The sequence below is a fragment of the Pseudoalteromonas prydzensis genome (assembly GCF_011050055.1).
In the GTDB taxonomy this organism is placed as follows: domain Bacteria; phylum Pseudomonadota; class Gammaproteobacteria; order Enterobacterales; family Alteromonadaceae; genus Pseudoalteromonas; species Pseudoalteromonas prydzensis_A.
The window spans coordinates 1-19,727 of the sequence record NZ_DRGM01000122.1; the positions used below are offsets into that span (position 1 = coordinate 1).

Consider the following 19,727-nt stretch of genomic DNA (forward strand, 5'->3'; position numbering starts at 1 on the left):
GCAAATGGTGACCAAATGAAATGCAAAAATAAATGCATAATTGGCACTTCAAACGCTATCAAAAATACAAAGCCAAGCAGATTACTTTGTGCACCATCTTTCTTATGGTAAGTAAAGTGCTGCTCGCCACTAAAACTTTCTGACTTCACTCGCTTAGAGAAAAGCGCATAAGTCCACATACGGACTTCGAAACTCAGTAATTTTGCAACAGGACCCCCACCTAAATATTTTTTAATTGGCTTTTCAATAGACAGATCGGGATCTTCACTCTTACTAATGGCTGCTTTAATCGCAAGATACACTGTTAAAATTGCACCAAGTTCAAAAAATAGAATAACAGCCAAGACAAAATAGCGCCCACTTTCAAGATAATGCCAAACTAGCTTGCTTTGTTCGGGAATAATGTAACTACCTACGAGCACAGCCAAACACACTAAAATAATAGATTTTAACAAGGCTTCTTTTTTATCTTTGACAAACAAAAAACAAATTATCGGTAGCATTATCAATGCATCTAAAAGAAACAGCCATTCAAAATTGGCACTACCATAATCATTTAACTTGCTGTTAGATTGGTAATAGAAACCCCACCATATCGAAATGCAAACAAGAAATAAGAACGGTATTTTCGACTTTATGGAACTACTCACAGATTCCTCCGTACGGTATAACAAGCCTGTAGAATTACTCGTTTTTAATTTATTTTTATTGATGCATTAACCATAGCCGAGTTCCTATTTTGATTCAATCGGTTACTTCTATTTCATTGACATATAAAAAGAAGACTTGGTGTTGTTTTAATTGGTTTTGTAAAGTGTAGTACAGGTGTTTGAATGGCTTATTTAAGGAGTCTGACGCATGCTGATATTAGCCTTCAAGTTAATCCTCATTTACTTCTCTTGCTCTGCTCTTTGTGCAAAAGATCTTTAATTAAATTATTCACAAAGAGGTTTAGAGACGCTGCGCTTTAGAGTAATACAGATGCTAGACCCAGAAGTATCTATGCGGCTAGGGACACTACTGGCGGCAGTGGCGCTTTTTATAAAGGTATAAGCACGCACTAAAGTACGCAGTTTAATGAAATTAGATGTCAGCGAACGACTCACCATAGCATGTGGTATCACCAGTACCATTTGCGCTGTTTGCCAAAACCATGACAACTTAACATTGTCGGAGTTTAGGTGTTTGTTATAAGAACTAGTACGTTGTAAGTTCAATATTATTGAAAAACTCTTGTGCTACATTGTTTAAATTTTGAGGAAATGTCTTAGTATCTGAACGATGTGATACTTCCATCAATAACGCTGTAGTTTGATTTAAGTTAGTGCGGCAAATATAGCCTTGGTTTTTAAAATATTGGAACTCTTTTGAATCCAAGCCTTTATCTCCGTGATCTTCGGCAAGACCACTATACTTTAAGCAAGGACGCCCTTTAAATGTAAGAGTTTCGTAATCTAATTCAAGTTGTTTAAAACGAGCTTTATTATCAAAGGTTTTTCTACTCTCAATAACTTGGTCAAAAAACTCTCTGTCCGTAGGGAACTCACCTATCCAGAACAGATAAGTATTTGCTATGGCGGTTTCAGATTTGTCTGGATACTCTTTACCAAAAACCACACTTGGATCAGTGTGTTTCATCAAATACCAGTTTGGCTCATTAGGTGAAGTAACTTTAGCACCTACATGATTATAGGTTTGGCCAACACCCGCTGTAGTCATAGTTGAAGCACAACCAACTAGAAAAGCAGCAACTAAAGTAATTGTTAGATATTTCATCGGTACTTCCTTGTTCTTATAACGCCCAGATTTATCGCAGCGGGTTGGCGTCGCAGCCTGCGCTTTTTGTTGGCGATAAAATTTGATTGTTATATTGAGCCATTGCCAACCCTTGATTGATTTTATGCTGCATGTAAATTACATGAAAAATTGACGTAATCAATGGTTTTAACCATAGCTTGTCACCTTTACTTGAACCCGTTATCAAATTAATGCGATTACGCACGACAATTATCCAAGTTACGTCGAAAACACTTGAAACAACGTGAATGCCAATTGTTCCTATTAAAATGGTTGGATCATGAAGGTTGGCTAAACCATAAATCAAGCTACCCAAGTGTATAGCGAATAAGAAAATAGTTATTACAATAAATAAGTTAGATACTTTGTATTCAGTTTTTTGATTAATTAAGCTTGAGAAATTATAGAGCTTGTATATTAGGTAAGCTCCAATAGTCAGTATGCAAAGCACTAATATCTTTAACGCTGACTCAGCTTCAAATATTTCAACAAATCCTTTTTGCATTTACTCTCCAAAAGCGTAGGGAGCCTACGTGTTTGTGTCCCAGCGAACGCAGTGAGCGACAACAGTTTTGTTTGCTAGGGCTGTTGTAACCACTGAAAGATGAGCATAAATACAAATGCAATAACAAACCACATCACGAGATTCGTCAACATACCCTTGTAATCTAGCCCTTTCCTAGGTGCCTGTAGCTGGGCTTTAAATTCCGGAAATAATTCAGTTACAACTAAGTCACCATTTATAAATGCTTGTGTTGAAAAGCTTTTATGAGACAGTACGACATTGATCTCTACAACGTCATTTCCAACCTCAAAAGATAAACGATCTTTGAATTTGAAGCTCCATCTGCTAAGTAACAGTTGACCATCATAGTAATATTTCTCAAATCCCAGCAGTGAAAATACCACTCGAAATTTTTTACCCGATACATCAAAAGTGGATTCCATAAAATTCCCTTTAAAGCCCTAACAATTTTGTCTACGACATTTATCTTTTTATAAACCGACTAATGTCCAGATATTACAATGAATTTACCTTATCCATTAAATACACGTCTGTAAACAATTAGTTAACTAAGATTGAGATTTTAAAAATGCGGAAGTACACCAAAGCGGTGGAGATCAGTAATATTGGGCAAAACACCACCACTGGTTATATATACAGCAGCTTGCCAATTTGAGATTTATATCATAAGCGAACGCTGAATTGAGTATATTGAGGTGACTTAGTTAAATTACTAAAACGTATTAACTAGGTTATTAGACTTTTCAAAACTCTAAATTTCTAGCTAAAAAAGCACAGCCCATATGAGTTATGCTTTTTAAACAAAACATACGAATTAATTACAAACGAATACCACCGTCTATCTCAACCACGCGACCGGTGAAGAAGTCATTTTCGATAATGTACTGTGCAGTATGAGCTATTTCTTCTGCTTCACCAAAGCGCCCTACTGGCGTGACTGCAAGCATACGCTGTTTGGCTTCTGGCTTCATGGCGTCAGTCATATTGGTACGAATAACGCCCGGTGCAATAGCTCCAACACGAATACCAAAACGGCCAAGCTCTTTTGCCCAACCTGTGGTCATAGCTACCACACCGGCTTTCGATGCAGCGTAGTTAGTTTGACCAATGTTACCCGCACGAGCAACACTCGACATATTAACGATCACGCCGCCTTTACCCGATTCAATCATATGGCACGCAGCTTCACGCCCCGCTAAAAACACGCCGGTTAGGTTTACATCAATCACTGACTTAAATTGATCAAGCGCCATTTTAGCAACCACTTTGCCTTCTTTGGCTTTGATAAACATACCATCGCGTAAAATACCGGCATTATTTATCAATACACCAATATGACCAAAATCTGCATTAATGGTATTGAAGGTATTTACCACCGCATCTTCGTCAGTGACATTGGCAACATAGGCTTTTACAGTTACACCATGTTGGCTAAGCTCAGCAACGGCTGCATCTAATAAATCCTGTTGCATATCAATTAACGCAATATTAGCACCAAGCTCAGCCAATTTATGCGCCATTGCAAAACCTAAACCTTGCGCACCACCGGTGATCACCACAGTATTATTTTTAATTTCCACCTGTTACTCCTTCGAGAATAGTTTAAATATGGCGCTAAAGTCTTCTCTGCCCGCACCTTGGTGTTGCAACATGGTATAAAGGTTTTTTGCCATAGAACCCATTGGGGTTGATGAATTACTTTGCTGCGCCGCTTCCATCGCAAGGCCTAAGTCTTTGGCCATTAAATCAACCATGAAACCTGGTTTGTAATCATTACTCGCTGGGGCTGTGTCCATCACACCTGGGCAAGGATTGTAAAGCTCAAGAGTCCAGTTACGGCCAGAGCTGGCGGTCATGATGTCACTGAGCACTTTTGCGTCAAGGCCATTATTTATGCCCATTTGCAGCGCTTCACTGGTGCCTGCCATTAAAATGCTGAGCAGCATGTTATTACAAATTTTAGCGACTTGCCCTGCGCCAATATCGCCGGCATGAAAGATATTTTTACCCATATCAGCAAGTACTGGTTGGGCCTTAGCAAATTGCTCATCGCCACCACCGACAATAAAGGTCAATGTGCCAGCCGTTGCACCGGCAACGCCACCAGACACTGGCGCGTCAACAAAGGCAATACCGTGTTCACTAAGTTCAACACCGACTTCGCGCGCCGATGCAGCATCAATCGTTGAGCAATCAATAACCAATGTGGTTTTAGCTAGCACATGGACAAGACCGGTATCACCTAAATAAAGTGACTTAACGTGCTTACTGGCAGGTAGCATGCTGATCAGCACATCAATGTCGGTAGCACAATGTTTGGCATCCGTGGCAGCAATTGCGCCATTATTTGCCAAAGCATTTACGACCGACTGGTTTAAATCAAATACTTTAACCTGATGACCAGCCTTAACAAGGTTTGCCGCCATTGGGCCGCCCATGTTACCTAAACCAATAAAACCAATAGAAAGTGACATAACATTATCCTTGTGTAAGTTGTTTTAGTGGATGTGAGTCGTGATCCCAACGTTGAACAAAAAAACTCTCGACTAATTCATCGGGGATCTGTTCAAGCGTTTTGAACTGCCAATTAGGCGCGCCGTCTTTATCAATCAGTAGCGCACGAATGCCTTCTTGGAACTCACCGACTTCACCACAGCGCACCGACATAGCCAGTTCCATTTGAAAACATTCGCCTAAACTTTTACCCTTTGAACTGGCAAGTTGACGCTCAACTAAGGCGCAACTGAGCGGGCAACCGTGCTTTAATGCTTTTTGTGCTCGGGTAAGCCACGTATCGTCAGTTTCTAGATTTAAGATATAATTTACTTTATCGCGTAGCTCCGTAAATTCACCCAATTTTTGAATGGTGGCTAAATGCGCCTTTACATTGCCTTTTGGCATACGCCCAGAAACATTATCAAGTTCGGTAAGTAAACTGGTCAGCTTATCGTGATTCAATGAAGCCGTTTTACCCCACTTAATACTGCACAATTGTTCAATCAGAGTGTCGTATTTATCCGCTTTGAGGTAGTGATCAGCCAATGCCACATACATTGCATCGTCACAATTAATAGACGCTGCAGTTAACCCCAAAAATAAGCCGACATGTTCAGGCATTTTATGTAGAAAATAACTGCCGCCTACATCTGGGTATAAACCAATAGTTAGCTCAGGCATTGCAATACGAGAGTTCTCAGTTACCACGCGATGACTCGCTCCGGCCATTAAGCCTAAACCGCCGCCCATCACAATACCGTTCCCCCAAACAAGGATCGGTTTGTCATAACAATGAATTAGGTGATCAAGGCGATACTCGTGAGCAAAGTAATCTTCTATCAGATTTGTTGGTTCACCACTGTTCATAGCGTTATGCAGGCTGACTACATCACCACCAGCACAAAATGCTTTATCCCCTGCACCTTTAAGTATCACCATGGCAACATTACTGTCAGCCGCCCATGCGTTAAGTTGCGGCGCTAATAATTTGATCATTTCAAAATTAAGTGCATTTAACGATTTAGGGGAATTGAGCGTGGCAAAAGCAATGAGTGAGCCGTTGGCAGCACTCGCAGTTTCAAACACCACCGGCGCATCTGGCGAATTTAATTGCGTTAACTCAATCATTAGCCATTCACCCAATTTGCTTTGCGTTTTTCTAGGAAGGCATTCACCCCTTCTTGTTGGTCTTGTGTATCAAACAAACCAACAAATAACTCACGTTCAAGCGGTAATACATGCGCCATTGGCTGAGTGCGACCTTTTTGGATCAGGGTTTTACAAGCACTAACAGCAACAGGGCTTTGATCTGCCACTTGAGTCGCTAATTTAAGTGCCGCAGCAAGGCTTTCACCTTGCGGGACTAGCTCTTCAACTAAACCGATTTGCAGGGCTTTATCGGCTTTTAAGCGCTCGCCGCATAAAATCATCCGTTTTGCCCAACCTTCACCAACTAGCCAAGCTAGGTTTTGCGTGCCACCCGCACACGGGAGTAAGCCCACTTTAGCTTCAGGTAATGCCATTTGTGCTTGCTCTTCTGCAATACGAATATCACAAGCAAGGGCAACTTCTAAGCCGCCACCCATGGCATAACCATTAATGGCGGCAATAGATACACCTCTAAATGCAGTCAGCGCTTCAAAGGCTTCACCAAACACTTGCGACATGGTCGCTGCTACGCCTTTATCGCCACCGGCAAATACATTTAAGTCGGCACCGGCACTAAAAAATTTTTCGCCTTCACCGGTGATCACTAACGAATAGATATTTTTGTTGTCGTTAAGCTCATTAACGGTGTTTTTTAAGGCAATCAACGTGTCTTTGGTCCAGGTATTCGCTGGTGGATTAGACATAGTTAAAATCGCTACGTGACCTTCAATGGTTAAATCAATACTTGGGTTTGACATGACTTGCTCCTTATAAAATATCAGCGGCTGATTCGGCTAAAATACGACGTGCAATAATCACCCGCATAATTTCGTTAGTGCCTTCTAAAATTTGGTGTACGCGCACATCACGTACATGGCGCTCAAGTGGGTATTCTTTAATGTAGCCGTAACCGCCATGAATTTGCAGCGCGTCGTTACAGACTGTAAAACCTACATCGGTGGCAAACCGTTTTGCCATGGCGCAATACGTGGTTTTTTCGCTGTCATTATTATCAAGTTTAAAAGCCGCTAAACGCACCATTTGGCGTGCAGCGACAAGTTCGGTGTTCATATCGGCAATTTTAAATTGCAGCGCTTGAAAAGCAGCCAACGGTTTACCAAATTGTGTGCGTTCTTTTAAGTATTCTCGGGCAGTTTCGAGTGCTGCTTGCGCCGTACCAATTGAACAGGTTGCAATATTAATGCGCCCGCCATCAAGGCCTTGCATGGCAAACTTAAAGCCTTCACCCTCAGAGCCTAGTAAGTTATGCGCCGGTATACGTACATCTGCAAAACTAATTAGTCGTGTTGGCTGGGCATTCCAGCCCATTTTCTCTTCTGCTTTACCGTATTCAACGCCTTTGGCATCGGCCGGTACTACAAACGCAGAAATACCCGCAGCGCCTTCGCCGCCAGTGCGTGCCATTACTACTAACACTTCGGTCTCGCCTGCGCCTGAGATAAACATCTTTGAGCCATTGATCACGTAATCGTCGCCATCACGAACCGCTTTGGTTTTCAATGAGGCAGCATCGGAGCCTGAACCTGGCTCTGTTAAACAATAAGACGCTAGTAGCTCACCCATAACAAGTTGCTCGCAATATTGAGCTTTTGTTTGCTCAGTGCCAAAACTTGCAATCATCCAGGTCGCCATATTGTGAATGGTCAACATCGCAGTCGTTGCAGTACAGCCCATCGCAAGTTGTTCAAAAATAATGCTCGAATCAAGGCGAGATAAGCCTAAACCGCCTGCTTCCTCTGGGGTATACAAACCACAGAAACCCAGTTCACCCGCAGCTTTAATGGTATCTTTTGGGAAAATATGTTCGCGGTCCCATTTTGCTGCATAAGGAGCCAGTGCTGATTCTGCGAATTGGCGAGCTGTTTGAGCAAATGCTTGCTGATCTTCAGTTAAGTTAAAGTCCATTGGCGACCTCTTTATAAATATGTGTTGTCAAAAGATTAGTGAAGAGTAACGAAGGCTCAAATATGTGTGTGGAGTGCCTTCGTTACCCCTCTTTTTTATTATGGGAAACTAATTATTTAAGATTAATACTCATGTTTGGACCTGAGGCAATCTCGTCTTCAAACCAACGTGAAGTAATGGTTTTGGTCTCAGTGTAAAAACGAATACCTTGCTTACCATATGTATGCGTATCGCCATAGAATGAACCTTTCCACCCGGTGAATGAAAAGAATGGCAGTGGTACAGGAATTGGGACGTTAATACCCACTTGACCTACTTCAATCTCATGTTGGAACTTACGCGCAACCGCACCACTTGAGGTGAATAACGAGGTGCCATTACCAAATGGAGAATCATTTATAAGTGCGATTGCTTCATCAAGCGAATCAACAAACATACAGGCTAAAACTGGGCCAAAAATCTCTTCTTTGTATAAGTCCATCTCGGTGGTGACATCGCTAAACAGAGTTGGTCCAACCCAGTTGCCCTTTTCATAACCGGCTACGGTAAAATCAGAGCCATCAATTAAACAGGTTGCGCCTTGCGCTTTACCACTTTCAATTAATGACAAAATACGCGCTTTAGCAGCGGGTGAAGTCTGCGGCCCATAGGCTGCATCTTTGTCATCCCACACACCTGGGCGCACATTGGCAAAACCGGCTTTGATGTCTTCAACCCAGTCTTTCGCTTGGCCAACAAACACCGCCACTGAAATCCCCATACAACGCTGACCTGCCGCACCAACAGAGGCACCAACAAGGTTATTTACTACATGTGAACGGCTGGCATCAGGCATGATCACCATGTGGTTTTTAGCGCCAACACAGGCTTGTACACGTTTTAAATTAGCCGTGCCTTTTGAATAAATATATTCGCCTACGCCACATGAGCCAACAAACGAAATAGCGCGTACTGCTGAGTCTTCTAATAAGCGGTCAACTTGTGGTTTCGTGCCATGAACAACTTGTAATACGCCTGCAGGTGCGCCTGCTTCAATAAACAGTTCAGCGAGTCGCATTGGCGTCAGCGGATCTTGCTCAGACGGTTTTAAAATAAAGGTGTTACCACAGACAATCGCCAGTGGGAACATCCACAGTGGGATCATCGCTGGGAAGTTAAACGGCGTAATACCCGCGCACACACCCAGTGGTTGCATGTATGAGTAAGTATCGATTTTACGCGCCACGTTTTCCATGGTTTCGCCCATCATTAATGAAGGCGCATTGGCTGCTTGTTCAACCACTTCAATACCACGCCATACGTCGCCTTTAGCATCTTCAAAGGTTTTACCTAACTCGTGGCAAATAATGGTAGCAAGTTCATCGTGATGCTCTTTTAACAGCGCCGCATACTTCATCATAATGCGCGCACGCTCAGTGATTGGTACTTCCTTCCACGTTTTAAAGGTCTCGCTTGCCGATGCAATTGCGGCATCCATTTCTGCGTCTGTTGTACACGGTACTTGTGCAAGCACTTCTTGGTTTGCTGGATTAATTACATCAATAAGTTGATCTGATGTTGATTGGATAAATTCGCCGTTGATCAGTAATGGTACTTGGTGCATAACGCACTCCTCCCCAGAGGGTAATTAATTAAGCCGCAGCGTTAACCTGTTAAGGTACGTTATTATTAAAAGAACCTGCGGCTGTGAGAGTTTAAATTTAACTAATTTATAGTGCTTCAACCGCCAAAGCGACCGCCTCGCCACCGCCAATACATAATGACGCCACGCCTTTTTTAAGGCCGCGATTTTTTAATGCATGGATAAGCGTCACTAAAATACGCGCGCCACTGGCACCAATTGGATGACCTAATGCACAGGCACCACCATTGACGTTTACTTTACTTTCATCAAGCTTTAACTCGTTGATGGCAAGCATAGTAACCATGGCAAAGGCTTCGTTAATTTCCCAAAGATCGACGTCATTAGTCGTCCAACCCGCTTTGGCAAGCACACTATTCATAGCGCCTACCGGAGCAAGGGTAAATTCACTTGGTTTTTGCGAGTGGGTGCTGTGGGCAACAATACGACACAGTGGCGTCAGCCCTTGCGCTTTTGCATGTGATTCACTCATTAAAATAAGCGCGGCACCACCGTCTGAAATTGACGATGAATTAGCGGCGGTAATGGTGCCGTCACGTTTAAACGCAGCGCGTAGGCCTGGAATTTTCTCAGGACGGGCATTACCCGGTTGTTCATCAATACTAATAGTCACATCGCCTTTACGGCCGCTGATGGTGTGCGGAGCAATCTCGCTTGTAAAACTGCCGTTTGCAATTGCCGCGTTAGCTTTGCTTAATGAACTCAGTGCAAATGCATCCATTTGCTCACGGCCAATGCCGTATTCATCAGCCGTGTCTTGAGCAAAACAACCCATCGCTTTGTTATCGTAGGCATCTTCTAGGCCATCACTCATCATGTGATCTTTTATTTCGCCGTGGCCCATGCGCAGACCGCCGCGGGCTTTAGGAATAAAATACGGCGAGTTGGTCATGCTTTCCATGCCACCGGCAACCGCGCTATTAATTGAACCCGCTTTAATTAAGTCGTGTGCAAGCATTGCCGCTTTCAAGCCAGAGCCACACACTTTATTAATGGTGGTAGCGCCGGTGCTGCGTGCAAGCCCTGCTTTTAACATCGCTTGACGTGCTGGCGCTTGGCCTAAACCCGCCGGTAGTACACAGCCCATGATCACTTCATCAATCGCGGTATCACTTAAACCAGTATCGGCTAATGCACTGGCAATGGCGGTTGCACCTAACTCGGTGGCTGATGCATCACTTAGTGCTCCCATAAAACCGCCCATCGGGGTACGTTTTGCTGCTACAATAACAACGGCTTCGGTAGTCATAAAAAGGCTCCATTTAATATCAGGTGTGATCCCCACTGTTTGGGCTACACCAAGTCATTTATAATTTGATTTGTCTATGAGCATACATAATATTTACGTTTACGCCAACGTAAATCTAAAATCAAGATTTTTGTGGCAAGTAAAACTGTAAACTTATCTTTATTTTAGCGTAGCTATTTGCAAACACTGGGCTATAACACCTGTAAATACGGGTAAATCACCTGTTTTATGCCACAAATGTATTAGTCTAAAGTATAACTGCTATTATCCACTTTACCTTTACGTAAACTTCACTTATATTGGAGTTATTCGAATGAGGTAACTAGACTATGAATCAAGATAATCAAACAAACTTTGCCAGCTCAGCCGCTGAGCCTGCCAGCCACGAGCAAACCTTTAGCATCAGTGAATTAGCTAAAGAATTTGATATAACCACCCGCTCAATTCGCTTTTACGAAGATCAGGGCTTAATTTCACCCGAACGTAATGGCCAAACCCGTATTTATTCAAAACGTGACAAAGTACGTTTAAAACTAATCTTACGTGGTAAGCGTTTAGGTTTTACCTTAGCCGAAACAGGCCGTTTGTTTGAACTTTATGATGCTGATAAATCGAGCGCGAAGCAGTTAGTGACCATGCTTGACTTAATTTCTGAAAAAAAAGCCGATCTCAGTCAGCAGATGGATGACATTAAAGTTGTGTTGATGGAATTAGTAACCGCTGAGCGTCGTTGTCGCGATACCTTAAATCAATTAGATGAATAACCCATTTTAAACAATTAATAAAAGACTATTCATTAACAGTCTCTCACACAGGAATGAATCATGAGCACTATTTCACTATATAAAGAAATGAACTTTGGCCTTGGCGAAACCGCAGATATGATCCGCGATCATGTTAATAGCTTTGCCAGCCAAGAGATTGCCCCTTTAGCAGAGAAAACCGACCTTGATAATGCGTTTCCTAATCAACTTTGGCCACAACTTGGCGAAATGGGTGTATTAGGTATGACCGTATCTGAAGAACTAGGTGGTGCAGGTTTAGGTTATTTAGAGCATGTTATCGCGATGGAAGAAATTAGCCGTGCCAGTGCCTCGATTGGCTTAAGTTATGGTGCTCATTCAAACCTGTGTGTAAATCAAATTAATCGTAATGGCACGCAAGCACAAAAAGAAAAATACTTACCAAAATTAATTAGTGGTGAGCACATTGGTGCCCTTGCGATGAGTGAGCCAAACGCCGGCTCTGACGTTGTTTCAATGAAACTTAAGGCCGAGAAAAAAGGCGATAAGTACATTTTAAACGGTAATAAAATGTGGATCACCAATGGCCCTGATGCGCATACTTTAGTGATCTATGCAAAAACAGATCTAACTGCCGGTGCCAAAGGCATTACGGCGTTTATTGTTGAAAGCAGTTTCCCAGGTTTTTCAACGGCGCAAAAGCTCGACAAACTGGGGATGCGTGGTTCAAACACCTGTGAATTAGTATTCGAAAACTGTGAAGTACCAGCAGAAAACATCCTTGGTAATTTAAACGAAGGCGTAAAAGTGCTAATGAGTGGCCTTGACTACGAGCGCGTTGTACTGGCTGCCGGCCCGCTGGGTATTATGCAAGCTTGTATGGATATTGTGGTGCCGTATATTCATGAACGTAAGCAGTTTGACACACCAATTGGTCAATTCCAGCTCATTCAAGGCAAAGTTGCCGATATGTACACGCAAATGAATGCGGCGCGTTCATACGTGTACACCGTAGCTCGTGCCTGTGACCGTGGTGAAACCACGCGTAAAGATGCCGCTGGCGCTATTTTATATGCTGCAGAGCTGGCCACCAAAATGGCGCTGGATGCCATTCAAATTCTTGGCGGTAATGGTTATATCAACGAATACGCGACGGGTCGTTTACTGCGTGACGCTAAGCTTTATGAAATCGGTGCGGGTACTTCAGAAATTCGCCGTATGTTAATTGGTCGCGAATTATTTACTGAAAGCCGTTAAGGATAAGCGCTATGACAATTTTAAAATCAAGCGTTAATCCTCACGATCCACAGTTTTTGCACAATCATAAAAACATGGCGGCTTTAGTGGATGATTTACGCGACAAAGTAAGCGAGATCAGCCAAGGTGGTGGCGCAGCGTTAATCGAACGCCATGAAAGCCGTGGTAAAATGTTCGTGCGCGAGCGTATTAGCACTTTGCTTGACGAAGGCTCACCATTTTTAGAAATTTCACAATTTGCCGCCTTTGGTGTTTATGAGCAAGCGATTCCATGTGCCGGTGTAGTTGCCGGTATTGGCCGTGTTAAAGGCGTTGAATGTATGATCATCGCCAATGATGCAACAGTTAAGGGTGGTACTTATTTTCCATTAACCGTTAAAAAACATTTGCGTGCTCAAGATATCGCCGAGCGTTGCCATCTACCCTGTATTTATTTGGTTGATTCAGGCGGTGCCAACTTACCTGAGCAAGATGATGTGTTTCCAGACAAGCTGCATTTCGGGCGTATTTTTTATAACCAAGCACGTATGTCAGGTAAAGGCATTCCACAAATTGCAGTCGTTATGGGGTTATGTACCGCAGGCGGTGCATATGTCCCTGCGATGGCCGATGAAAGTATTATCGTCAAAGAGCAAGGCACTATCTTTTTAGCCGGCCCACCACTGGTCAAAGCGGCTACAGGTGAAGAAGTAACCGCTGAAGAGCTCGGTGGCGCCGACGTGCACTGTAAAACATCCGGTGTTGCCGATCACTACGCTGAAAATGACGCTCATGCGCTATCAATTGCCCGCCAGTGTATTGAACGAATTAATTATCAACGCCCTACTTCGCCAATATTAGAACAAGTAAAAGCACCGCGTTATGACATTAACGAATTATACGGCATTGTTGGCACCGATCTTAAAAAGCCGTTTGATGTCCGTGAAGTAATAGCTCGTACCGTGGATGACTCTTCATTTGATGAATTTAAACGTTACTTTGGCGATACCTTAGTGACTGGTTTTGCAAAAATTTATGGTCACCCGGTTGGTATTGTTGCCAACAACGGCATTTTATTTAGTGAATCAGCGCAAAAAGGCGCGCACTTTATTCAACTGTGTGCCCAGCGCAAAATTCCACTGGTGTTTTTACAAAATATTACCGGCTTTATGGTAGGTAAAAAGTACGAAGCCGAAGGCATTGCCAAGCACGGCGCGAAAATGGTGATGGCAGTATCCTGTGCTGATGTGCCTAAGTTTACCGTACTAATTGGCGGCTCTTATGGCGCCGGTAATTATGGCATGTGTGGCCGTGCGTTTGAACCAACCATGATGTGGATGTGGCCTAATGCGCGTATTTCTGTGATGGGCGGCGAGCAAGCCGCAGGCGTGATGGCGCAAGTAAAACAAGATGGTTTAGCCCGTAAAGGCCAAAGCATGACTGATGAGCAGATCAGCGAGTTTAAACAGCCGATTATCGACCAGTATGAACAACAAGGTCACCCTTATTATGCCAGTGCAAGGCTTTGGGATGATGGCATCATCGACCCTGCTGATACACGTAACGTACTTGGCCTAGCACTTAGTGCTGCAGCCAACGCACCACAACGTGATTCACAATTCGGCGTCTTTAGAATGTAAGGAATTGAGTATGTCAGTAACACTACAAATAACTAAATCAAATGTGGCTGTACTCGTTTTAAGTCGCCCTGAAAAGCGCAATGCCTTTAACGAGCAAGTAATTAAAGAGCTTATTCAATGTATTGAACACGCCAATAGCTTAGACGTACGAGCACTGGTATTAAGAACAGAAGGCGAGCATTTTTCTGCTGGCGCTGATCTTAATTGGATGAAGTCCATGGCAAACAATGACTTTAGTGAGAATCTTGCGGATTCAAAACAACTTGCCAAATTAATGCATGTATTAGCCAGCAGCCCACTGCCAACGGTATGTGCTGTGCAAGGCGCGGCATTTGGCGGCGCACTGGGCTTAATTGCCTGTTGTGACATAGCCATATGCCAAGACAATGCACAGTTTTGTTTAAGCGAAGTCAAATTAGGGCTCATCCCAGCAGTAATAAGCCCGTATGTGATCCGCGCAATTGGCGAGCGCGCGGCGCGGCGTTATTTTTTAACCGCTGAAATTTTTGATGCCCATACGGCGAAACAGTTAGGCCTAATTCATCAAGTTACCGGCAAGTTAGACACGGCGCTTGAGCAACTGCTAGAAACCTTACTAGATAATGGCCCTGTAGCCGTACGCGCTGCGAAACAATTAATTAACGATGTGGCAGGTCATGATATTAATGGTCAAATCATTAATTTAACCGCAGAGCGGATCGCTGAAATTCGCGTATCTGAAGAAGGCCAAGAAGGCTTAACGGCCTTTTTTGAAAAACGCCCACCAAATTGGCAGAAATAGGGATCACCATGAGCACACAATCATTACAAAAAATTCTTATTGCTAACCGTGGTGAAATTGCCTGTCGGGTTATGCGTACCGCCAAGCAAATGGGTTTAACCACTGTTGCCGTGTATTCAGATGCTGATAAGCACGCACAACATGTAAAATTAGCGGATGAAGCCTACCATATTGGCGCGGCACCGAGTAAAGATTCCTACTTAGTAGCGGATAGGATCCTCAAAGTAGCACTGGATGCGGGTGTTGATTGCATTCACCCAGGCTATGGCTTTTTATCTGAAAACAGTGAATTTGCCAAAGCCTGTGAACAACACAACATTGCGTTTATTGGTCCACCAGCGGCGAGCATCGAAGCCATGGGCTCAAAAACCCGCGCCAAAGAAATCATGGCCGCGGCCAATGTGCCGTTAGTGCCAGGTTATTATGGCGATAAGCAACACCCTGAGTTTTTACAAGCTGAGGCTGAAAAAATTGGTTACCCAGTGCTTATCAAAGCAGCCTTTGGCGGTGGCGGTAAAGGCATGCGTATTGTTGAGCATGCGAAAGACTTTATCAGTGCTCTGCAAGGCGCACAACGTGAAGCTATAGCTGGTTTTGGCAATGACTTAGTGCTACTTGAGCGTTACGTAAACAAACCGCGTCACGTTGAAGTACAAGTATTTGCAGATAATCACGGTAACTGTGTGTATTTAGGCGATCGAGACTGTTCATTGCAACGTCGTCATCAAAAAGTAATTGAAGAAGCCCCAGCGCCTGGTTTAAGCGATGAGTTACGCAAGCAAATGGGTGAAGCTGCGGTACGTTGTGCCCTTGCTATCAACTACCGCGGTGCAGGTACGGTGGAATTTTTACTGTGTGGCGATGAGTTCTTCTTTATGGAAATGAACACACGTTTACAGGTAGAGCACCCAGTGACCGAAATGGTCACCGGCGTTGATTTAGTCAATTGGCAAATTAATATTGCAGCCGGTCAGCCATTACCGCTTACGCAAAGCGATATTCAATTACACGGCCATAGTTTTGAAGCACGTATTTACGCCGAAGATCCCAGTAATGACTTTATTCCCTGCTCTGGCACGATTAACGGCTTGTATATACCAGTTCAATCTGAGTATGTGCGCATTGATACCGGTGTAATGCAAGGGGATGAAATTAGCCCGTTTTACGATCCAATGATCGCTAAACTCATTGTTCACGATGATAGCCGCGAACACGCCTTAGCACGTTTAAGCACGGCCCTTGAGCAGTTTCATTTAGCGGGCTTTAGCTGCAACGTAAGCTTTTTACATACCCTTGCTAATCATCCTACGTTTAAACAAGGCGCGCCTGATACCCACTTTATCGAAGAGCAAGGTGAAGCCTTGATCGAAGTGGAGCAAAAGCACCGTGATATTAGCCAAGTTATTGCTGCATTTAGCTATTTAACTACGCTTAAGCAACAAGGTAAATACTCAGCATGGGATAATTTAGCCGGTTTTAAACTCAACAGTGCAACTACCATTACTGTGCCATTGGCTCAGCAGCAGATCACCGCGACAGCAACAGCTGATGGTTACATTATTCACGTTAATGAAGTTGACTATACAACCTCTGGCGACCTTGAAAATAATCATTGCAGTGTATTTATAAATGGTGAGAAACACACATCTCATGTAGATACCCGTGATAACACCATTACAGTGATGTATAAGGCGCTACAAAGCCGCTATGACATTATTGATAAGCATTATGTCAGTGAGCACGAAAGCGATGCGCTACCGCTTGCAGCCCCGCTCAATGGCACGGTTGTGAAGCATTTAGTCGATGTGGGTAGTCAAATCACTAAAGGTGATGCGGTGGTGATCATCGAAGCGATGAAAATGGAATATACACTCACCGCCCCCCATGATGGCGTACTGCAAAGTTACTGTTTTGCTGAAGGCGAACTGGTCAGCCATGGTGCGCTGTTGGCGATAGTCACTGATGAGAGTACAACTGATGAGTAATGTTGTAGCAAACCAACTGCCAAGCCATGTACGTATTGTTGAAGTGGGCGCCCGTGATGGCTTACAAAACGAAAGCGCAGTGAGCACCCAAAGCAAGGTTGCGCTTATCAATGCCCTCGCAGCAGCTGGTATTCAAGATATTGAAGCCGGTGCCTTTGTGTCACCCAAGTGGGTGCCACAAATGGCCGATTCAAGTGAGGTTATTAGCGCGCTTGAGTTACCTAATTGCAATCTAACCGCCCTGACCCCAAATTTAAAAGGTGCAGAAGCAGCCCATGCAGTGGGTATCAAAGAATTTGCCATATTCACTGCAGCCAGTGAGTCGTTTTGCCAAAAAAATATAAACTGCTCGATTGACGAAAGTATTGCCCGTTTTACTGATGTAATGGCGTTTGCTAAGGCACACAACATTCGTGTGCGTGGTTATGTAAGCTGCGTATTGGGTTGTCCTTACGAAGGTGATATTGACCCTCGGGCAGTGCTTGCTGTTGCTGAAAAACTGTTAGCACTTGGCTGTTATGAAATTAGCCTTGGTGACACTATCGGTGTTGGCACTGCCAAAAAAGTCGATCAGCTACTAGACTTACTACTTGCACATATTGATAAGTCATTGTTAGCTGTTCACTTTCACGACACTTATGGGCAAGCGCTCACAAATATTTACACAGCCCTAAAGCGAGGTATAGCAACGGTTGACAGTGCAGTTGCAGGCCTTGGCGGTTGCCCTTATGCTAAGGGGGCGTCAGGAAATGTTGCCACTGAAGATGTGGTTTACTTACTACAAGGGCTTGGCATTGAGCATGGAATTGATTTAGAAAGACTGGCTAAGGCCGGTTGGGCTATTTGTAGTGCATTAAACAAACAACCTGTAAGCAAGGTTTCCCTTGCCCTTAAAAATCAAGCTGCTGAGCAATAACAGCAGTCATACACATAATTATGAGGAGTGGGCCCATGGCCGGTTTCGATAAAGTGGTTTCAAGTTATGAAGCTGCAATGGAAGGTTTAAAAGATGGCGACACCATTATCGCTGGTGGCTTTGGTTTGTGCGGTATCCCTGAGGGGTTAATTGGCGAAATCAAACGTAAACAAACTAAAGATCTCACTGTGGTTTCAAATAACTGCGGTGTCGATGATTTTGGTTTAGGGATTTTATTACATGACAAACAAATTAAAAAAATTATTGCCTCGTATGTCGGTGAAAACGCCCTGTTTGAACAACAATTATTAAGTGGCGAAATTGACGTGGTGCTAACCCCACAAGGTACCCTAGCTGAAAAAATGCGCGCTGGCGGTGCTGGCATTCCTGCGTTTTATACTGCGACAGGTTACGGTACACCGGTTGCTGAGGGTAAAGAAGTTAAAGAGTTTGCTGGCCGCCCTTATATTTTAGAAGAATCAATTACCGGTGAGTTTGCCATAGTCAAAGCATGGAAAGCCGATCGTTACGGTAATTTAGTGTTTCGCCATACCGCAATGAACTTCAACCCAATGGCTGCGACTGCGGGTAAAATTACCGTTGCTGAAGTAGAAGAAATTGTTGAACCGGGTGAACTTGAGCCAAGCCAAATTCACACCCCAGGTATTTTTGTTAATCGCGTGATCAAAGGTAGTTTTGAAAAACGCATTGAACGCGTCACCACCAGCGATTAGGAGCTACATCATGGCATTATCACGTGAACAAGTCGCAATGCGTGTTGCGCAAGAATTACAAGACGGTTACTACGTAAACTTGGGGATTGGTATTCCTACCCTCGTTGCCAACTATGTACCAGATGGCATTGAAGTTATGCTACAGTCTGAAAATGGCTTATTAGGCATGGGTCCATACCCGACAAAAGCAGAGCTTGACGCTGATATGATCAACGCGGGTAAAGAAACCGTGACAGCAGCCACAGGTGCCGCGATATTTAATAGTGCAGATAGTTTTGCAATGATCCGCGGAGGTCATGTAGACTTAACTGTTCTAGGTGCATTTGAAGTTGACCAGAACGGCAACATCGCATCGTGGATGATCCCAAAAAAGCTGATCAAAGGCATGGGCGGCGCGATGGACCTTGTCGCTGGCGCTAAGAATATTATTGTTACTATGACTCATGCTAGTAAGCATGGTGATTCAAAACTACTTGAAAGTTGCTCTTTACCGTTAACTGGTGTTAACTGTGTAAAGAAAATAGTAACAGATTTAGCCGTGTTAGAAGTTAAAGACGGCGCATTTCATCTGCTAGAGCGCGCACCGGGCGTGTCAGTTGATGAAATTATTAGTAAAACAGCAGGTAAATTACTTGTTGATGGTGACGTTCCTGAGATGGTTTTTTAATTTAACACTCAGATCCACCCTGTACCGACCTCATTCCCAGTGCCAATGGCGCTGAGTTACCCAAAATCCCTCGCAAGAGGGATTTTTTTTGGCTGCACCAATTTGTCACACAAATAGCGTATAATGCCCCAAGGTTGTGAAAATCACTGAAATTGCTTAAACATATAATTTAATAAGCAACGGAAATAACTTAATATATTAGCTATTTAAATGCTTCTAGCAGATTAAACAATCCAAAAA

General features: G+C 43.6%; 19 protein-coding genes. 8 read left to right on the forward strand and 11 right to left on the reverse strand.

Annotated elements, in window-relative coordinates; genetic code table 11:
- The 11 genes from ENH88_RS11295 to ENH88_RS11345 all read right to left on the reverse strand — a co-directional run.
- A partial coding sequence (locus ENH88_RS11295; RefSeq protein WP_304182344.1) for a hypothetical protein occupies positions 1-650 on the reverse strand: 650 nt, incomplete at its 3' end.
- Between the two features lie 547 nt (positions 651-1,197).
- On the reverse strand, positions 1,198-1,776 hold the full coding sequence (locus ENH88_RS11300) for a hypothetical protein (RefSeq protein ID WP_304182345.1): 579 nt from the start codon (positions 1,774-1,776) through the stop codon (positions 1,198-1,200).
- 31 nt (positions 1,777-1,807) lie between these two features.
- Entirely contained in the window at positions 1,808-2,302 is a 495-nt protein-coding gene (locus ENH88_RS11305; protein ID WP_192542197.1) for a hypothetical protein, read from the reverse strand.
- 74 nt (positions 2,303-2,376) lie between these two features.
- Entirely contained in the window at positions 2,377-2,745 is a 369-nt protein-coding gene (locus ENH88_RS11310; protein WP_304182347.1) for a hypothetical protein, read from the reverse strand.
- A gap of 396 nt (positions 2,746-3,141) precedes the next feature.
- Positions 3,142-3,903: an SDR family oxidoreductase gene (locus tag ENH88_RS11315; protein WP_304182348.1), complete on the reverse strand. Its 762-nt coding sequence runs from the start codon at positions 3,901-3,903 to the stop codon at positions 3,142-3,144.
- Positions 3,904-3,906: 3 nt separating this feature from the next.
- Complete coding sequence (gene mmsB, locus ENH88_RS11320; protein ID WP_304182349.1) at positions 3,907-4,797, reverse strand: 3-hydroxyisobutyrate dehydrogenase; 891 nt, start codon at positions 4,795-4,797, stop codon at positions 3,907-3,909.
- Positions 4,798-4,801: 4 nt separating this feature from the next.
- A complete protein-coding gene (locus ENH88_RS11325; protein WP_304182351.1) occupies positions 4,802-5,947 on the reverse strand; it encodes an enoyl-CoA hydratase/isomerase family protein in 1,146 nt (381 codons plus the stop codon).
- Positions 5,947-6,726, reverse strand: a complete 780-nt coding sequence (locus ENH88_RS11330) for an enoyl-CoA hydratase (RefSeq protein WP_304182353.1) — start codon at positions 6,724-6,726, stop codon at positions 5,947-5,949. The genes ENH88_RS11325 and ENH88_RS11330 overlap by 1 nt, the downstream gene beginning before the upstream one ends.
- A gap of 10 nt (positions 6,727-6,736) precedes the next feature.
- Entirely contained in the window at positions 6,737-7,894 is a 1,158-nt protein-coding gene (locus tag ENH88_RS11335) for an acyl-CoA dehydrogenase family protein (RefSeq protein WP_304182355.1), read from the reverse strand.
- A gap of 112 nt (positions 7,895-8,006) precedes the next feature.
- Entirely contained in the window at positions 8,007-9,497 is a 1,491-nt protein-coding gene (locus ENH88_RS11340; protein ID WP_304182356.1) for a CoA-acylating methylmalonate-semialdehyde dehydrogenase, read from the reverse strand.
- A gap of 106 nt (positions 9,498-9,603) precedes the next feature.
- Positions 9,604-10,785, reverse strand: a complete 1,182-nt coding sequence (locus tag ENH88_RS11345; RefSeq protein ID WP_304182358.1) for a thiolase family protein — start codon at positions 10,783-10,785, stop codon at positions 9,604-9,606.
- A 329-nt stretch (positions 10,786-11,114) separates the two neighbouring features.
- Here ENH88_RS11345 and ENH88_RS11350 point away from each other — a divergent pair, with 329 nt between their 5' ends.
- From ENH88_RS11350 to ENH88_RS11385, 8 genes are read left to right on the forward strand one after another with little or no spacing between them, the layout of a single operon-like run.
- Complete coding sequence (locus ENH88_RS11350; RefSeq protein WP_016709690.1) at positions 11,115-11,549, forward strand: MerR family transcriptional regulator; 435 nt, start codon at positions 11,115-11,117, stop codon at positions 11,547-11,549.
- Between the two features lie 60 nt (positions 11,550-11,609).
- Positions 11,610-12,785: an isovaleryl-CoA dehydrogenase gene (locus ENH88_RS11355; protein WP_304182359.1), complete on the forward strand. Its 1,176-nt coding sequence runs from the start codon at positions 11,610-11,612 to the stop codon at positions 12,783-12,785.
- Positions 12,786-12,796: 11 nt separating this feature from the next.
- Positions 12,797-14,404, forward strand: a complete 1,608-nt coding sequence (locus tag ENH88_RS11360) for a carboxyl transferase domain-containing protein (protein WP_304182360.1) — start codon at positions 12,797-12,799, stop codon at positions 14,402-14,404.
- Positions 14,405-14,414: 10 nt separating this feature from the next.
- On the forward strand, positions 14,415-15,185 hold the full coding sequence (locus tag ENH88_RS11365; RefSeq protein WP_304182362.1) for an enoyl-CoA hydratase/isomerase family protein: 771 nt from the start codon (positions 14,415-14,417) through the stop codon (positions 15,183-15,185).
- 8 nt (positions 15,186-15,193) lie between these two features.
- Entirely contained in the window at positions 15,194-17,170 is a 1,977-nt protein-coding gene (locus ENH88_RS11370) for an acetyl/propionyl/methylcrotonyl-CoA carboxylase subunit alpha (RefSeq protein ID WP_304182363.1), read from the forward strand.
- Positions 17,163-18,086 (forward strand): hydroxymethylglutaryl-CoA lyase, encoded by a 924-nt coding sequence (locus tag ENH88_RS11375; RefSeq protein ID WP_304182364.1) that lies wholly within the window; start codon positions 17,163-17,165, stop codon positions 18,084-18,086. The genes ENH88_RS11370 and ENH88_RS11375 overlap by 8 nt, the downstream gene beginning before the upstream one ends.
- A 35-nt stretch (positions 18,087-18,121) precedes the next feature.
- On the forward strand, positions 18,122-18,820 hold the full coding sequence (locus ENH88_RS11380) for a CoA transferase subunit A (protein ID WP_064666190.1): 699 nt from the start codon (positions 18,122-18,124) through the stop codon (positions 18,818-18,820).
- A gap of 10 nt (positions 18,821-18,830) precedes the next feature.
- A complete protein-coding gene (locus ENH88_RS11385) occupies positions 18,831-19,487 on the forward strand; it encodes a CoA transferase subunit B (RefSeq protein ID WP_192542184.1) in 657 nt (218 codons plus the stop codon).
- Positions 19,488-19,727: the final 240 nt, after the last annotated feature.

Coding starts and splice junctions, on each gene's coding strand:
- ENH88_RS11300 (WP_304182345.1), bottom strand. CDS start 1,776: ATGAAATATCTAACAATTACTTTAGTTGCTGCTTTTCTAGTTGGTTGT.
- ENH88_RS11305 (WP_192542197.1), bottom strand. CDS start 2,302: ATGCAAAAAGGATTTGTTGAAATATTTGAAGCTGAGTCAGCGTTAAAG.
- ENH88_RS11310 (WP_304182347.1), bottom strand. CDS start 2,745: ATGGAATCCACTTTTGATGTATCGGGTAAAAAATTTCGAGTGGTATTT.
- mmsB (WP_304182349.1), bottom strand. CDS start 4,797: ATGTCACTTTCTATTGGTTTTATTGGTTTAGGTAACATGGGCGGCCCA.
- ENH88_RS11325 (WP_304182351.1), bottom strand. CDS start 5,947: ATGATTGAGTTAACGCAATTAAATTCGCCAGATGCGCCGGTGGTGTTT.
- ENH88_RS11330 (WP_304182353.1), bottom strand. CDS start 6,726: ATGTCAAACCCAAGTATTGATTTAACCATTGAAGGTCACGTAGCGATT.
- ENH88_RS11335 (WP_304182355.1), bottom strand. CDS start 7,894: ATGGACTTTAACTTAACTGAAGATCAGCAAGCATTTGCTCAAACAGCT.
- ENH88_RS11340 (WP_304182356.1), bottom strand. CDS start 9,497: ATGCACCAAGTACCATTACTGATCAACGGCGAATTTATCCAATCAACA.
- ENH88_RS11345 (WP_304182358.1), bottom strand. CDS start 10,785: ATGACTACCGAAGCCGTTGTTATTGTAGCAGCAAAACGTACCCCGATG.
- ENH88_RS11350 (WP_016709690.1), top strand. CDS start 11,115: ATGAATCAAGATAATCAAACAAACTTTGCCAGCTCAGCCGCTGAGCCT.
- ENH88_RS11355 (WP_304182359.1), top strand. CDS start 11,610: ATGAGCACTATTTCACTATATAAAGAAATGAACTTTGGCCTTGGCGAA.
- ENH88_RS11360 (WP_304182360.1), top strand. CDS start 12,797: ATGACAATTTTAAAATCAAGCGTTAATCCTCACGATCCACAGTTTTTG.
- ENH88_RS11365 (WP_304182362.1), top strand. CDS start 14,415: ATGTCAGTAACACTACAAATAACTAAATCAAATGTGGCTGTACTCGTT.
- ENH88_RS11370 (WP_304182363.1), top strand. CDS start 15,194: ATGAGCACACAATCATTACAAAAAATTCTTATTGCTAACCGTGGTGAA.
- ENH88_RS11375 (WP_304182364.1), top strand. CDS start 17,163: ATGAGTAATGTTGTAGCAAACCAACTGCCAAGCCATGTACGTATTGTT.
- ENH88_RS11380 (WP_064666190.1), top strand. CDS start 18,122: ATGGCCGGTTTCGATAAAGTGGTTTCAAGTTATGAAGCTGCAATGGAA.
- ENH88_RS11385 (WP_192542184.1), top strand. CDS start 18,831: ATGGCATTATCACGTGAACAAGTCGCAATGCGTGTTGCGCAAGAATTA.